Annotated in this window: 14 protein-coding genes; 9 read left to right on the forward strand and 5 right to left on the reverse strand. The window is 68.5% G+C overall.

The annotated features are described in order from the left end of the window. Nucleotides 1-93: 93 nt before the first annotated feature. Entirely contained in the window at nt 94-780 is a 687-nt protein-coding gene (locus AC1DBN_RS10245) for an NADPH-dependent F420 reductase (protein WP_477723124.1), read from the reverse strand. A 148-nt stretch (nt 781-928) separates the two neighbouring features. Here AC1DBN_RS10245 and AC1DBN_RS10250 point away from each other — a divergent pair, with 148 nt between their 5' ends. Continuing rightward, entirely contained in the window at nt 929-1,819 is an 891-nt protein-coding gene (locus tag AC1DBN_RS10250; RefSeq protein WP_477723125.1) for a DUF1684 domain-containing protein, read from the forward strand. A gap of 55 nt (nt 1,820-1,874) precedes the next feature. Here the strand turns inward: AC1DBN_RS10250 and AC1DBN_RS10255 are convergent, their stop codons facing one another. Together AC1DBN_RS10255 and AC1DBN_RS10260 are read right to left on the reverse strand one after the other, a co-directional pair. Further along, the gene (locus AC1DBN_RS10255) at nt 1,875-3,107 is read right to left on the reverse strand and encodes an acyl-CoA dehydrogenase family protein (RefSeq protein ID WP_314215944.1); all 1,233 of its coding nucleotides are present in this window, start codon (nt 3,105-3,107) and stop codon (nt 1,875-1,877) included. Continuing rightward, on the reverse strand, nt 3,104-3,907 hold the full coding sequence (locus AC1DBN_RS10260) for an SDR family NAD(P)-dependent oxidoreductase (RefSeq protein WP_314215942.1): 804 nt from the start codon (nt 3,905-3,907) through the stop codon (nt 3,104-3,106). Before AC1DBN_RS10260 ends, AC1DBN_RS10255 begins: the two co-directional genes overlap by 4 nt. 151 nt (nt 3,908-4,058) lie before the next feature. Between AC1DBN_RS10260 and AC1DBN_RS10265 the strand changes: the two genes are divergently transcribed. From AC1DBN_RS10265 to AC1DBN_RS10280, 4 genes are all read left to right on the forward strand, one after another. Then, entirely contained in the window at nt 4,059-5,276 is a 1,218-nt protein-coding gene (locus AC1DBN_RS10265) for a glycoside hydrolase family 76 protein (protein ID WP_091718110.1), read from the forward strand. A gap of 170 nt (nt 5,277-5,446) precedes the next feature. Then, entirely contained in the window at nt 5,447-6,505 is a 1,059-nt protein-coding gene (locus AC1DBN_RS10270; protein ID WP_314215940.1) for an iron ABC transporter substrate-binding protein, read from the forward strand. A 4-nt stretch (nt 6,506-6,509) separates the two neighbouring features. Continuing rightward, a complete protein-coding gene (locus AC1DBN_RS10275; protein WP_172829906.1) occupies nt 6,510-8,102 on the forward strand; it encodes an ABC transporter permease in 1,593 nt (530 codons plus the stop codon). Further along, nucleotides 8,099-9,292, forward strand: coding sequence for an ABC transporter ATP-binding protein (locus tag AC1DBN_RS10280; RefSeq protein ID WP_172829905.1), 1,194 nt, complete (start codon nt 8,099-8,101; stop codon nt 9,290-9,292). Before AC1DBN_RS10275 ends, AC1DBN_RS10280 begins: the two co-directional genes overlap by 4 nt. On the opposite strand, the gene AC1DBN_RS10285 is transcribed toward AC1DBN_RS10280, so the two are convergent. Both AC1DBN_RS10285 and AC1DBN_RS10290 read right to left on the reverse strand, forming a co-directional pair. Continuing rightward, nucleotides 9,289-11,283, reverse strand: coding sequence for a glycoside hydrolase family 32 protein (locus AC1DBN_RS10285; RefSeq protein ID WP_091718102.1), 1,995 nt, complete (start codon nt 11,281-11,283; stop codon nt 9,289-9,291). The genes AC1DBN_RS10280 and AC1DBN_RS10285 overlap by 4 nt on opposite strands. Nucleotides 11,284-11,462: 179 nt before the next feature. Next, a complete protein-coding gene (locus AC1DBN_RS10290) occupies nt 11,463-12,071 on the reverse strand; it encodes a YdeI/OmpD-associated family protein (RefSeq protein WP_091718100.1) in 609 nt (202 codons plus the stop codon). Nucleotides 12,072-12,222: 151 nt separating this feature from the next. On the opposite strand from AC1DBN_RS10290, the gene AC1DBN_RS10295 reads away from it, so the two are divergent. The 4 genes from AC1DBN_RS10295 to AC1DBN_RS10310 all read left to right on the forward strand — a co-directional run bounded on the left by AC1DBN_RS10295 (nt 12,223) and on the right by AC1DBN_RS10310 (nt 15,429). Then, nucleotides 12,223-12,957: a VOC family protein gene (locus tag AC1DBN_RS10295; RefSeq protein ID WP_091718098.1), complete on the forward strand. Its 735-nt coding sequence runs from the start codon at nt 12,223-12,225 to the stop codon at nt 12,955-12,957. Nucleotides 12,958-12,966: 9 nt separating this feature from the next. Next, nucleotides 12,967-13,506, forward strand: a complete 540-nt coding sequence (locus AC1DBN_RS10300; RefSeq protein WP_015935952.1) for an NUDIX hydrolase family protein — start codon at nt 12,967-12,969, stop codon at nt 13,504-13,506. 87 nt (nt 13,507-13,593) lie between these two features. Beyond that, on the forward strand, nt 13,594-14,655 hold the full coding sequence (locus AC1DBN_RS10305; RefSeq protein ID WP_091718096.1) for a DUF6707 family protein: 1,062 nt from the start codon (nt 13,594-13,596) through the stop codon (nt 14,653-14,655). Nucleotides 14,656-14,703: 48 nt separating this feature from the next. Next, the gene (locus AC1DBN_RS10310) at nt 14,704-15,429 is read left to right on the forward strand and encodes an SRPBCC family protein (protein ID WP_314215937.1); all 726 of its coding nucleotides are present in this window, start codon (nt 14,704-14,706) and stop codon (nt 15,427-15,429) included. Nucleotides 15,430-15,482 lie beyond the last annotated feature (53 nt).

Raw genomic sequence — 15,482 nt, forward strand, 5'->3', positions numbered from 1 at the left:
GCTCGTACACTGCGCTGGATACTGTGAGCCACGTTACTAGCAGAAGATGCTACCCCTTTGGCACGGCGAAGGCAGAATGTGTCTCAGACTGTGTCACCCTCCCCGCACCACCTTGAAGTTGAAATCCGGGGTGCCCAGGGCCCCGAAGAGGCGCAGCCACAGCGGAAGCACCATCTCCGCCCCGCGGGCCGACGTGATATCGCCAAGGTCGATGATGTCCCGGTGGCCCAGCGCCTGCAGCAGCCCTGTGACCTGGGCTTTGGCCTCGCTGTTATCGCCTGAGACGAACACGGAATGGTCACCGTCCGCCAGCTTTCCCGGGTCAACCATGAGTCCCGCGTTCATGGTGTTGAGGGTCTTGACCACCCTCGCGTCCGGGAAGGACCGCTGGATCCGCTCCCCCAGGCTTTCAGTGTTGACCGGGTTCAGGACCGGCGGCATTCCCTGCGAGAAGTCGAGCGGGTTGGACACGTCCAGCAGGACCTTCCCGGCCAGATTGGCACCCCCGGCGGCAGCAAGGGCCGCTAGCGACGCAGCTCCGTTGGTGGCATTGACCACCATGTCGCCTTCTTCCGCGGCTGCGGCGAACGTCTCCAGCCGGATGCTCTGGTGCGCCGCCTGCCACTCGTTGAATGGCTGCCCGCCCATGGGGCCAGGCTCCGTACGGCGGGCAGTCTCCGCAGGATCCCTGGTTCCCATCACCACTTCATGCCCCAGGGAGCTGAACGCCGCGGCGAGCGTCCGGCCCACGGTGCCGGTTCCAAAGACTGCGATCTTCATGATTTCTCCTGCTCGCCGGATCCCTGCCTCTTGCATCACGAGCGTACCTTCGCTGGCCGGCGCCGCAAGGGGCAGGATCCGCGGCGGACGCCCCGGAATGAATGGGGGCCGGCACCGGTTGTACGGGCAGACGAGATGGGAAGGAATCATGAGCACCACCACACCCGCAGGGACCACCGCGCCAACCGCCAAACTCGAGCGCTGGCAGCGTTTCCGCGCCAACCGGGACAAGGCCCTGGCCGCCGGGCACGGCTGGCTCACGCTCACCTCCTTCCAGTGGCTGGAGGACTCCCCTGCCGCCGTCGAGCTCGTCCCCGGTTTGTGGTCCGCCCAGGGCAACGGGTCCGCGGAAGGCGCCGGCACACGGGAACGCACGACGGCGGTACTCACCGCAGTGCCTTCCGACGGCCTCACGCTGGTGGAGACGAGCGAAACGGTGGACGGGACCATCACCGCGGTCCTCGCCGATGAGGAATCCCTGATGTGGGTGCAGTTCGGCGGCCCCGCCGGCGACCGGACGGTGGTGGAACTGGCCATGCGCGGAGGCCGGTACGCGATCCGCACCCGGGACGCTGAGTCGCCGGTGTTCACCGAATTCGACGGCGTGCCCACCTACCCCTACAACCCGGAGTGGGAAGTGACGGCCCGCTTTGAGCCGTACCAAGCACCGGTTGATGTCCCGATCAGCACCGCCAACCCTTTGGTGGACGGCGTCCACCGGACCGTGGGCGAGGTGGTGTTCAGGCTTCCCGGCAGTCCCCACGAGTTCCGGCTGCAGGCCGAGGAGGAGAAGCTCGGGGCATTGACAGTCACGTTCCATGACGAGACGAACGGCGATACAACAGATGACTGGCGGAAGGTCTCGGCGCCCCGGCCGCGGCCGAATCCGGACGGCAGCTTCACGGTGGTCCTCGATTTCAACCGGGCCATCAACTATCCCAGCGCCTTCACGCCCTACGGAACCTGCCCCATGCCGGTCCGGAACAACAGCCTGGATACCCGGGTGGAGGCGGGCGAGAAGCAGCCGTACCCGGCGTAGTCTCGGCCGGCGCAACCACAGGCGCCCAGCCCCGGGCAACCACCCGGGGCCGGGCTCAGGCGATCGCCGAAATCCCGGTGATGGCCCGCCCCACAATCAGGGTATTGATCTCGTAGGACCCCTCATAGGTGTAAATGGCCTCGGCGTCGGCGAAGATCTTGGCCATCCGGTAATCGGTGACGATGCCGTTCCCGCCCAGGATGGAGCGGCCCAGCGCCACGGTTTCCCGCATCCTGGCGCTGGCGTAAGACTTGGCCAGCGCCACCTGGGCCATGTCAGCCGAGCCTTCCTCCTGCAGCCTGGCCAGCTGGACCAGCATCCCCATGCTGGCCACGGCGTTGCCCAGCATGGTCACCAGCTGCTGCTGGATCAGCTGGAAGTGGGCCAGCGGCCGGCCGAACTGCTGCCGCTCCACGGCGTACTGCCGGGCAACGTCGAATGCCGCAAGCTGCTGCCCCACGGCCTGCCAGGCCACCATGATCCGTGAACTGCGCAGGAGCTCCTTGGTGTCGTCAAAGCTGCTGACCTGCGTGAACCGGTCGGCTTCGGCCACCCTGACGTCCTTGAGGACGATGTCCGCGTTCTGCACCGTGCGAAGGGCGATCTTGTTCTCGATCCGGCTGCGGGTGATGCCCGGCAGCGTGGCGTCCACGATGAATCCCCGCACCGCCCCGGCCGGGCTGTCCGGCCCGGCCGTTTCGTCGCGTGCCCACACGAGCATGTAGTCGCAGAACGTCCCGTTGCCGATCCACCGCTTGGCACCGTTGAGCACCCAGGTGTCGCCGCCGTCGTCGTCCTCGCCTGTGACGGAGGAGATCCGCCGCGCCGTGGTTTCCATGCCGCCGGCCACGTCGGAGCCGTGCAGGGGCTCCGTAAGCGCGAATGCTCCGGTGATGCGGAGGTCCGAGGCGTCGGCGAGGAGCCGTTCCTTCTGGCCCTCGGATCCGAAGGCGTGCAGGGACTGGACGAACAGGTCATGGTGCACCAGGAAGAACGTGGCGATCGAGGTGTCCACCCGGGTCATTTCGGCGATAACCAGCCCTGCGAACAGGTGGCTGTAGCCGCGCTGGGACGGGGTGCTCAGCTCCAGGGCGGCGAGCTTGGGCAGGATGTGGGCGGGGAACTCGGCACTGTTCCACCAGTCCCCGGCGTAAGGGGCGATCTCCGCGGCGAGGAAGTCCCGGAGCTCGGCGAGCTTGTTCCGTTCCGCCTGGCTGAGCAGGGATTCGACGGCGAAGAAGTCTGCGTCCGGCAGCCCAGCGGCGGCCGAACGCCCGGCGTCGCTCATTTGGGCCCCATCCGGATGGCGCCGTCAAGGCGGATGGTCTCGCCGTTCAGCATGGCGTTGTCCACGATGTGCAGCACCAGTTTGGCGTACTCGCCGGGCCTGCCCAGCCTGGACGGGTGCGGTACCTGCGCTCCGAGCGAGTCCTGGGCTTCCTGCGGCAGGCCCGCCATCATGGGCGTTTCGAAGATGCCGGGCGCGATGGTGACCACCCGGACCAACGAGCGCGCCAGTTCACGGGCGATGGGCAGGGTCATGGCCGCTACCGCACCCTTGGAGGCGGCATAGGCGGGTTGCCCGATCTGCCCTTCGAAGGCGGCCACGGAGGCGGTGTTGATGATGACGCCCCGCTCGGGACCGCCGAGCTCCGTGCTGGCCGGCTCCGTGGCCACCATCGCCTCGGCGGCCAGGCGCAGCACATTGAACGTCCCGATGAGGTTCACCTGGACCACGCGGTTGAACGCTTCGAGCGGCAGCACGCCGTCGCGGCCCAAAACCTTGCCGGGGGTGGCGATGCCCGCGCAGTTCACCACGATCCGCAGCGGCCCCAGCCCGGAGGCGGTGGCGACGGCGGCCCGCACCTCAGCCTCGCTGGTCACGTCCGCGGGGGCGAAGACTGCGGACTGGCCGGATGCGTGCGTTTCCACGGACGCGTTCAGTTCCTGTGCCAGCTCCGCGCCGGCCGAGGACGGGAGGTCCACCAGCACCACCGACGCTCCGGCCTGGAACAGCGCCCGGGCCGTGGCAGCCCCCAGGCCCGATGCACCCCCGGTGATCAGTGCTGCACTGCCTCTGACATCCATGCATCCTCCTTGATGTGGCCCCCGAAAGCGCAGGCGGACCGCGACGTATCAGTTAGTCAATGTTAACTGAAATGCCGCCGCACTGCACGCTCCGGACGCCCCGGGTCCGGACAGGCAGCATCGGGACCGGCAGCATGGCTAGGCTGGGCCCATGACGTCCAGTGATGCCTCCCCTCCCGACTGGCAGCAGCGTGCCAATCATGCAGCACGGTCCGTCACCGCGCTGTTCGGCCGCAAGCTGCTGTTCCTGCCGAATACGCACCTGGCGGCGGTGACCTGGCAGGGCGGCGGGCGGACGCATGGCTGGCGCGGGAAGCTGCGCACTCTCGCCGAAGGCACGGCGCTGCTCAACCCCTGGCACTACTGGTGGCAGGCACACTACGTCGACTGCCTGGTGGACACCGGCCGGCGGGAGTTGGGAAGCGGCGCCACTCCGGCGGCGCGGTTTAACGGCCCCGCCAATCCCAGCGCCGGCCACCTGGCGTCCCGCCTGGTGACGGGCATCCGGCTGCGCAACGCCTTCACAGTGGTCAACAACTACTACGACGACATGGCCTGGCTGGCCCTTGCCACCCACCGCCTTGACCGGCTCGCCGAGGAAACCCGGCGGCCGGGACGAGGCCGCAACGCGCGGGTCCGCCGTTCCCTGACCCTGCAGTTCGATGCCGCCGGAACCGATGACCTGGGCGGCGGCGTGTTCTGGAGCAAGAAGCGGGACTTCAAGAACACCCCGGCCAACGGCCCCGTGGCGCTGTACTACGCCCGTACCGGCGAGACGGCCAAGGCCCAGGCGCTGATCGACTGGCTGGACGCCACGCTGTTCGACGCGGATCAGCACCTGTACCTCGATGGGGCGCGCGCCGGCACGGCAGGGGAAGTGCTGGTGGAGCGCACCGTTTACACCTACAACCAGGGGCCGGCGCTGGGCGCGCTGCTCGAATTGGGCGGAGACGCCAACCTGGCCAGGGCGGCATCGGTGGTGGACGGGGTGGAGCGGCTGCTGACCGTCGCCACCCCCACACCGGGACAGGGCAGCGTGCTCCGCTGCGAAGGAACGGGCGACGGCGGCCTCTTCACCGGCATCCTGTGCCGATACCTGGCGCTGGCCGCGAGGGACGCCCGGCTCCCCGAAGGGACACGCCGCACCGCGGCCCGCCTGGTCACCGACACGGCAGAGGCATTCTGGGACGGCCGCCGCACCGTGGAGCCCGGCGAATCAGCCCGGGCGATGCCGGACGCCAGCGTCTTCTCCCTGCACGCCAACACACCCGCCGCACGCACCTACCCGGCGGGCGCCGCCGTCGAACTTTCCACCCAGCTGCAGGCCTGGATGACGATCGAAGCCGCCGCGCTGCTCACTGCGCCCTAGAATTAAGTCACGCCATACTTCCGTAATTATTGTGATGCTGGTCACCTTAAGCGCTTTCCCTGTGGCTGCTTAGGGTTGCCTACCCTACAGTTTTGCGAGGGCCCTTCCCCACGGCCCACACGGACCGGCACCACCGGTCCCCCTGACATTTCCCAGAAAGCAGCTCCTCAATGAAGATCCGCAACCGCGCCCTGGCCGGCATCTCCCTTGCCGCGTCCGCTGTCCTCGGCCTGACCGCCTGTGGCGGCAGCACCACGCCCGCAGCTACGTCCTCCGCATCCGGCAGCGCCGCCGGGGCATCCGGCGAAATCACCGTGTACAACGCCCAGCACGAAAGCCTCACCAAGGAATGGGTTGACGCCTTCACCGCCGAGACCGGCATCAAGGTGACCATGCGCCAGGGGTCGGACACCGAGCTGTCCAACCAGATCATCCAGGAAGGACAGGCCTCCCCCGCCGATGTCTTCCTCACGGAAAACTCCCCGGCAATGACCCAGGTGGAAAACGCCGACCTGTTCGCCGATGTGGACAAGGCCACCCTGGAGCAGGTCCCCACGGAATTCCAGCCCTCCACCGGCAAGTGGACCGGCATCGCTGCCCGCTCCACCGTCCTGGTCTACGACAAGACCAAGATCTCCGAGGACCAGCTCCCCAAGTCGATGCTTGACCTGGCCAAGCCGGAATGGAAGGGCAAGTGGGCCGCTTCCCCCACCGGCGCGGACTTCCAGGCCATCGTCTCGGCATTGCTGGAACTCAAGGGCGAAGACGCCACCGAGGAATGGCTGCAGGGCATGAAGGAGAACTTCAAGGCCTACAAGGGCAACAGCACCGCCATGAAGGCCGTCAACGCCGGTGAAGTGGATGCCGCCCTGATCTACCACTACTACTACTACGGCGACCAGGCGAAGACCGGCGAGAACTCCAAGAACGTCACGCCGTACTACTTCAAGAACCAGGACCCGGGCGCGTTCCTGTCCGTCTCCGGCGGCGGCGTGCTGAAGTCCTCCAAGAACGCTGCGGCCGCGCAGGAATTCCTGAAGTTCATCACCGGAAAGAAGGGCCAGGAGGTCCTGAAGACCGGCACGTCCTTCGAGTACGCCATCGCCTCCGACGTTCCCGCCAACGACAAGCTTGTCCCCATCAAGGACCTGCAGGCCCCCACGGTGGACGCCGCGAAGCTCAACTCCGAGAAGGTCACCGACCTGATGACCAAGGCAGGACTCCTCTAATTCCGTGACCACCGATCTATCGGCTCCCCCTTCGGGCGGGAGCACGACGACGGCGGGCCGGGGCAAGCGCCCCCGCCCGCCTTTCGGCGTTTCCGCAGTGTCCATCGTGGCGGTGCTGATCGCCTTGTTCTCCCTCGTTCCCCTGGGGTACGTGGCCTACATGACGGTGGCAACCGGCTGGGACACCGCCGTCGCCCTGATCTTCCGGCCGCGCGTGATGGAGCTGCTGCTGAACACGCTGCTGCTGACCATCATCACGGTGCCGCTTTGCCTGCTGCTGGGGGTGGCGGGTGCGTGGCTGGTGGAGCGCACCAGCCTCCGCGGCCACCGGATCTGGGCGGTCCTCCTGGCCGCCCCGCTAGCCATCCCGGCGTTCGTCAACAGCTACGCCTGGGTCTCGGCGGTGCCCTCGATGGGCGGGCTGTGGTCCGGTGTCCTGATCGCCACGCTCTCCTATTTCCCCCTGGTCTACATCCCGGCAGCGGCGTCCCTGAGCCGGCTGGACCCGGCCATCGAACAGTCCGCCGCCGCCCTGGGCCTGGGCAACTGGGCCACGTTCTTCCGGGTGGTGCTCCCCCAACTCCGCATCGCGATGACCGGCGGCGCGCTGCTGGTTTCGCTGCACCTGCTGGCCGAATACGGCGCCTTCGCGATGATCCGGTTCGACACGTTCACCACCGCGATCATGGTGCAGTACCAGTCCACCTTCAACGGCGCCGCCGGGAACATGCTGGCCAGCGTCCTGGTGTTCTTCTGCCTGCTCCTGCTGGTGGCCGAAGTCCGGAGCCGCGGCACCGCCCGGTACGCCCGGATCGGGCCGGGCGCCCAGGGCCGGGCGCTGCGGCTGCCCCTGCACGTTTACCAGCTGCCGTCCCAGCTGTTCCTGCTGGCACTGACGGCACTGGCTTTGGGACTCCCGCTGTTCTTCGTCCTGCGCTGGACCGCGCTCGGCGGGGCCCCGGCGTGGGCAGCCGACGAGTTCCTCCCCGCCCTCCTGGCTACCCTGGGCTACGGCCTTGCCGGCGCGGCGGCCACTATCGTGGTGGCCTTCCCCATGGCTTACCTGGCGGTCCGGCATCCCGGCTGGTTCAGCAAGTCCCTGGAACTGTCCAACTACATCACCAGCTCGTTGCCGGGCATCGTGGTGGGCCTGGCCTTCGTCACGGTCAGCATCCGGCTGGTTCCGGGCGTGTACCAGACCGCCGGCGTGCTGGTGGCAGCCTACGTGCTGCTGTTCCTGCCGCGTGCCCTGGTCAGCCTCCGCGCCGGGCTCGCCCAGGCGCCCAAGGAACTGGACGAGGCCGCGCAGTCCCTGGGCAAGCCGCCGCTGGCGTCGTTCATCCGGGTGACCCTCCGGCTCACCGCACCGGCGGCGGCCGGCGGCGCCGCCCTGGTGTTCCTGGCCATCGCCAATGAGCTGACGGCCACGCTGCTGCTGTCCCCCAACGGCACCCGCACCCTCGCCACCGAATTTTGGAGCAAGAGCAGCGAGATCGACTACGCCGGCGCCGCCCCCTACGCGCTGCTGATGATCCTGCTCTCGGCACCGATGACCTACCTCCTCTTCCAACAGTCCAAGAAAGTAGCCGGACAGTGACAGCACCATCCACATCGAGGTTGCCGGAGCCCCGGGTCTCCCCGTCGGTGGCGGCCAGCACCAACCCGCACCTGCAGATCACCGATGTCACCAAGAACTTCGGCCCGCAGGAGGTCCTGAAGGGCGTCAACCTGGCCGTGTCCAAGGGCGGCACCACCGCCATTGTGGGCCCCTCCGGTTCCGGCAAGACCACGCTGCTGCGGCTCATCGCCGGGTTCGAACACCCGCTGGCCGGCCGCATCGCCCTGAACGGCACCACTGTGGCCGGCGACGGCGTCTGGGTTCCCGCCCACAAGCGCCACATCGGCTACGTGGCCCAGGACGGTGCCCTCTTCCCGCACCTCACGGTGGGGCAGAACATCGCTTTTGGACTGGACACCGCAAAACTGTCCGGCGGCCGCCGTGCCGTGGCGGGCCGCGTCAGCGACCTCCTGGAAATGGTGTCGCTGGACCCGGCGATGGCCAAGCGCCGGCCCCACCAGCTCTCCGGCGGCCAGCAGCAGCGCGTCGCACTGGCCCGGGCGCTGGCCCGCGAACCGGAACTCATGCTCCTCGACGAACCGTTTTCCGCGCTCGACGCCGGGCTTCGCGTCGCCACCCGCCGGGCCGTGGCAAAGGTCCTCGCCGAGGCCGGGGTCACCACCATCCTGGTCACGCACGACCAGGCCGAAGCACTGTCCTTCGCGGATCAGGTGGCCGTCATGCGCGGCGGAAAGCTGGCCCAGATCGGCAACCCGTTCGTGGTGTACACCCGCCCCGCAGACCGGGCCACCGCGGAGTTCCTGGGGGACGCCGTCATCCTGGACGCCTGGATGGAGGGATCGCTTGCCACCTGCTCGCTGGGCGGCATCCCCGTCCGGCGGCCGCCGGCCCAGGGCCCGGTCCAGCTCATGCTCCGGCCAGAGCAGATCCGGATCGCCGAGGACGGCGACATCCGCGGCGTAGTGGTGGACACGGACTACTTCGGCCCGGAAACCACCGTCCGGCTGAAGCTGGCGGTCCCGCCCGAACTGGCCGGGCGCTCCGACCACCGCTATCCCGGCGGCGGGGAAATCATCACCATCCGCCACTGGAACGCCTCCATCGCCCGGCCGGGCATGGAACTTTGCCTCCGCGTCGTGGGCGAGGGCGTGGCGTTTCCCGCCGATCAGGGCCCGGCGGCAGGCGGCGCTGCCCCCGGGAAGTCCTAGCGGATCGAGGCCAGCGGCGTGACGGTGCCCTTCCGCACCGTCACGTCACCGCCGTCCGCCGCAAGCCGGACCTCTTTTGCACCGGCCGGCGGGAACACCAGGGACGTCAGCGTCTGCCGGCCCCCGTCCGCGAAAACCTCTACCGAGGACCGGTCCACGTACACGGTCAGGCGCACCGTGTCACTGCCGGCCGCCGCTGCCGGCGCAGCCTCCGCTGAACCGCCGGCTCCGGTCCGGACCTGGCTGTAGGCCGCGTCCACCTTGGAATCGGCGGTGGCGACAGCATCCCCGTCGCGGGCCACGAACGCCCTGCCTGCCCTGAAGTCGTAGCCCACGGTGGCGTAGGTCTTCCCGGCATTTTGCAGGAGGACCCGGGCTTCCCCCGCTCCGTTGGCGGGCTTTTCGAGCTCAACGTCCACTTTGAACGCGTCGCTTTCCGGTAGAGGCAGTGCTTTCCCGGCGCCCAGGCTCCCTGCCGGCACCTCGCTGGCCTCCCCCTCCAGCGACTGCAGCGCGGGGGTGGGTGCCGAGACCAAAGCCGGCTGGCCGCCGTCGGACTCCAAACGGATGTCCCGCACCACGGACGCCGTACCGAACCAGCCGTCCGTGGGCAGGTCCCGGGCATAGGCCCAGTTGTTCATCCAGCCGATGGCATGCCGTGATGCCTTGCGCTGGCCGTCCGTCAGGCGGGGATCGTCCCAGGTGACGGCGGCGTAGAAGTCCGCGCCGTCGTCGAGCCACTGGTGGCCGCCCTCCGGCGTGAAGGCCTCCCCGTCAAAGCTGCCGGTCCAGTACGCCAGGCCGGTGGTGCGGCCTTCCCCTGCCCCGTTGGCGCCTGCAGCGAGGACCCAGGTGCGCTTGGCGGGGTCGCCGTCCACGTCCATCTGGAAGAAGTCCGGGCATTCCAGGACGCCCATTCCGTCCTGCTCGAACGCGGAAACGTACGTCCACTTCTTCAGGTCCGGCGAGGTGTAGAAGCCGATCTTGTGGCCCTCGGCGAGCAGCATGAGCCAACGGTTGTTCGCGTCGTCCCACACGATCCGGGGGTCGCGCCAGTGCTCGGCGCCGGGGTTGTCCATGACGGGATTGCCGTCGTAGCCCTTGAAGCTGTAGCCGTTGTCCGTGGAGTAGAACAGCGACTGGCGCTGCACGCCGGCATCCTGTTGCGTGAGGACGGCGATCACGGCGCCCTTGCCGAACCCTGCAGTCCCCTCCGTGTCCACCACCGCGGAGCCTGTCTCAATGTCGCCCAGTCCGTTGCGGAACTTTTCGATGGCCACGCCCTCGTTTTTCCAGTGCACCAGGTCTGTGCTGGTGGCGTGGAACCACTCGGTGCCGTTCCCTTCCGGGTAGTCGGCGTTGTAGAGGTAGTAGTAGTGCCAGAGCCCGTCCTTGAGGAACGGCCGCTGGGGGTCATTCATCCAGCGCTGGTCCGGGGTGAGGTGGTAGGCGGGCCGGTAGCCGGGATCCTTCGCCGGGGCCGCGAGCGCGGCGGCGTCGGGAGCGGGGAAAGTCCTGCTGTTGCCCAAGTCCGTAAGGAGGGCGTCGCGGGCCTCCGCGCTGATGCAATCCGGCAACCGGACACTGCCGGCATCCGCGGACACCGTGTCCGACACACTGCTCCGCAGGTAGGCCCTGCCCTCCACCCGCGCCCCGGCCAGCCAGCCCGCTCCGCACTCGATGCTCCGGACATCCTCTGCGCCGTCCGCCGGGACTTCTTCCCCGCGCTCGAACAGCGTCCGGTCCTTGCCCTTGAGCCACAGCGAGGCGTAACCGCCGGACCGGTCCTTCGACGTCTCCTGTGCGGCCGCCACCCCGTCCAGCACCCGCCCGGCCGTGGCTTCCGGGCCGGTGCGCGCCCGCCCGGCCAGGACCAGGGAGAGGACCAGCACGACGACGGCCGCCACCGCCACCGCGGCCCAGAGGACGGGGCGGCGCTTCACAGCCGTGGCGAGCGCAGGGAGGACAGTACGGGGTGATGTTCGGGGCATGGTTTCAATCCGTCGCTGAACGCGCAAGTGCCGTCCCGGTTAGGGGAACGGCACCAGCGCAAGTAAGCCATCAAATTTACCTGTCCGCTGCCCGGAACCCAACTGCGCAGCCATCGCCGCACGTCAGTGGCGTAACGTTTTGGCACCAGCGGTTCCAGGGACATGGGTCAGTGGCCCGCTTAGGGCTGCGGAGCGTCCCCGGGACGCTTCTTCTGTGGATACGGTGCCTCGCCGCGGGCCAGCATCTCAACGAATCCCGCGATCTTCCGCTCCCGAGTGGCCGCCTGCTTCACCGAGTTGGTCCGGTAGATCAAGGCAAAACGGTTGGTCCTGGTCAGGACATCGAACATCGCCTGCGCTGCCGGAACCGCGGCAATGGCGGCGGCCAGGTCCTCGGGAACTTCAGCCGTGGCCTGACCGCCGTAGGCCTTGTCCCAGCGGCCATCCGCTTTCGCAGACTCCACGGCCTCCCTGCCGGCCTCGGTCATCCTGCCCGCTTCCTCCAGCCGGGCAATGTGGCCAACATTCCGTGCGGACCAGGGGCTCCGTGGACCCCGCCGGGTCATGCGCTGGAAGGACGTTTCGTCGTCACGCCTCCTGCCCTGTCCGTCGATCCAGCCAAAGCACAGAGCCTCGTCCAGCGCCGCGGCATAATCGAGTTCCGTCACCGCGCCGCCCTTCTTATGCAGCACCAGCCACACCCCCGGGCTGCTCCGGTGGTTCTCCTCCAGCCAGGCGCGCCAGGCAGCGGCATCAGGCACCAGCAGTTCGTCGAGTTCAACAGCCATGGCCCTATTGTGCCCCCGCCCTCCGACATCACAAGGCCGGCAACAACACCCGCGAACGCACCAGCCCAGCAGCCACGTCCGCCGGCGCGGCCCCGGCGGCCCTGTGCCATCATGGGCGTATAGCCCCGATTCCGAGCTTAAGGACCCCCAAATGCTTCGCGTCCGCCCCCTGCATTTCACCTCACGCATCGACCACTGGGAACGGTTCCTCACTGCGTTGGGGCTGGTCCTGACCGAAGGGGACGGCGGCTTCCGCGTGTTCGACTCCGCGTCCGGGCGGCTGGCCCTGCACAGCGTCCCCGAGGGAGATCCAATGGACGGCACCACCACCTTTGCGGTGGAAGTGGGCGACCTCGCTGAATTCGCCCGGCGCACGAATGAGTCCGCGGCGGAGGACGGCAGCGCCCCCGCAGAACTGGTCACCGCGGACCACGGTGACGCCTGCCGGATTACCGGGCCGGACGGTTTCAGCTTCCTCGCGGACCCTGCCGGGCACGGCGCCCAGTGCGCCGACGCCGATCAGGCGCTGGCCGTCGTCGCGGTCTGGTTCACCCAGGACGCCGACGGCGCCGCCCGGACGCTGCGCCACGTGGGCGCCCGCCCGCGGCCCGTGCCGGACGACGACGAAACCGCCGACTTCACCGCCAAGAACGGCGGAGTCCTGATGGTCCGCCCGGCCTCCGGGCCGTCCCGTTCAGGGCTGGGTTTCGAGTACGACGGCGGACTGGAACCGGTGCGGGATCGGCTCGCCTCCGCAGGGTTCCAGGTGAGCGTCACGGAGGAAGCGTTCGGCAGCACCCTGCACGTGGCCAACCCGGACGCCACCGTGTTCGCCGCCAGCGTGCCCGCCACGGTGTGGATCTCCGAGCGCCGCCCCATGGGGTAGAACTTAACCATGAACGTGCGCACCCCTGACCCGAATCCCGGCTGGCTCTCCGAAGAAGACCTCTTTGAGGCGCGGGGCCGGCTGCCCATGGTCTATGTGGAAGCGGTCCCGGTCAGGCTGGACCCGCTGGGCTACGTCAACGAAGTGGGCACGCTGCTGCAGGCCGACGACGACGGCACCATGGTCCGGTCCCTGGTGTCCGGCCGGGTGATCTACCGCGAAACCATCCGCGCCGCACTGCTGCGGCACATGGAAAAGGACCTGGGCCCCCTGGCGTTCCCGCAGCTGCCCATCAGCCCGGTGCCTTTCACCGTGGCCGAATACTTCCCGGCACCGTCCCAGACCGGTTTCACCGATGAGCGGCAACACGCCGTGTCCCTGGCCTACGTCATCCCGGTCACCGGCGAATGCGAACCGCGCCAGGACGCCCTGGAGCTGACCTGGATGACCCCTGACGAAGTCCTCAGCCCGGGCGTCCAGCTCGAGTTCAGCGGCGGCCGCGGCGGCCTCATCCGCCAGGCACTGGCTTTCGCGGGCGTCGGCTTCTGACATCCCGCCGGGACGTGGGGGTCCCCGGTTTCAGGCACCGGCCTTTGTAGACTGTAGGGCGGACCGCAAGAGAACTTAAGGACTCCCATGACCGAAACACCGGCCCGGCAATATCGCGAGCAGCAGGCTGGATCACTGACCACCGGCAGCCACATCCTCCTGCCCGGCGGTGAACGGACAGCGGAAATCCACCAGCTGGAGCTGCAGCGGGATGACTTTGGCGTGCCCGCCCTGGTCCTCGCCAGCCTGACCGGCGGGGGAACCCTCCGCATCGCCGCCGGCAGCACGGTCACCCTCGTTGACGCAGCGCACGACGCCGTCACGCACCTTCCGCTGGCAGTCGCCGGCGTTCCGGCTGCCACAGCGGCGGACACCCCGGTGCCGGAGGCCACGCGCTCGGCCGGTGCCGCGGCTGGCACGGAACCCGGGCAGGAGCAGCCCGGCGGTGAGCCGGCCGCCAACGCCCAGGTGCCCGCCGTCGTCGTACCTCCCCTTCCGGCGGCTCCACCCGCAGCCAACGGGCCCAGCGAAGAGGAACTGGCGCTGATCCCCGCCCCGGACGGCACCCCCGAATCCGTTGTGGAAGCCGCTGCTGAAGCGCACCCGGATGCCGTGGGCGTCCTGCTGCTGACGGACCGCCTGTCCAAGGGCGTGAACTTCAAGTCAGGGAGCTGCCTGAAGGACCTCACCGACCTCGCGCACGAACTGTTCGTCGCGCTGAAGGACGCGGAGGGCGCGCTGTCCATCGCTGACCTCCTCACGGTGCTGCCCTACGACGGAAACCCCGGGCGCTGGGCGTCCGTAGAGGCATCCCTGGCGCTGGCCAGCTACATCTGCCGGCAGGACGGCCAGGACGAACGCGCGGCCGTGTACGAGAAACTCATCCGCACCCCGGAAAGCCAGGAAACGGATCCGTTCAAGGCCCGGATGGCGGCCAAGGTACGGCAGCGCTCGCTCAACGAGCCCAACCTGTACGACAAGGAAATCTTCCGTTCCATCGACAACTCCAACCACGACGCCGAGCGTGAGTGGCGGCTGCTGCGGCTGGAGTCGCTGCTGTTCCTGCGGGCGCACGGCGGCTCGGAGACCATCGGCATGTCCGAGCTGGAGCGCCGGATCGGCAACGAGCTTGAGGCCGTCCGCGCCTGAACAAATTAGCCCTACCCGGGCCCCGGACGGAGTTGTAGATTCGGGGCTATGACGAACAATCTCAGCGTAGTGATCAACGCCGATGCGCCGCAGGTCTGGAACATGCTGCGTGAACCGTCCCGGGTGGTCCAGTGGCATGGCTGGCAGGCCGAAGACCTTGACGCCGAAGTCAAGGAAATCTACTTCGCCGACAACGTGCAGGAAGCACCGGACCACACCAGCCTGACCGTGCACGGCGGCGACACGTTCGAGCTGCATCCCGTGGCCGGCGGGACACGGGTCAACGTCACCCGCGCGGCGCTGGACCACAACTCCGAATGGGCTGCCTGGGACGAGGACATCACCCAGGGGTGGCTCACGTTCCTCCAGCAACTCCGCTTCGCACTGGAGCGCCACCCCAATGGCACGCGGCACACACTGTTCCTGCAGCTTCCGGGCGGCCCCGGCTCCGCGATTGAAAAGCTCGGCCTCACCGACGTCCCGGCTCCCGGCGAGGACTACAGCCTCACCCTGGGCACGGGCGAGGAGATCTCCGGAAAGGTCTGGTACCGCAGCAACCACCAGGTGGGGCTCACCGTCCACGACTACGCCGCGCACGGCGAGGGGCTCCTGGTGGTGACGGACCAGCCTGTCATCGAGGACCTGCGGCCCGACGGCGGGTCCATGGTGATTGCCTCCACGTACGGCCTGGGTGCCGCGAAGGTGGACGCCATCCGGTCATCCTGGGATTCGTGGCGGCAGGCCCAGTACCCAGAGTCGGATCCGGTCAGCTGACGGGGCGCTGGCGGCCGGCTGGTTGCCGCGGATGCGTGGCTGTCCTTCCGGGC

The organism is Pseudarthrobacter sp. 10T415, from assembly GCF_056394175.1.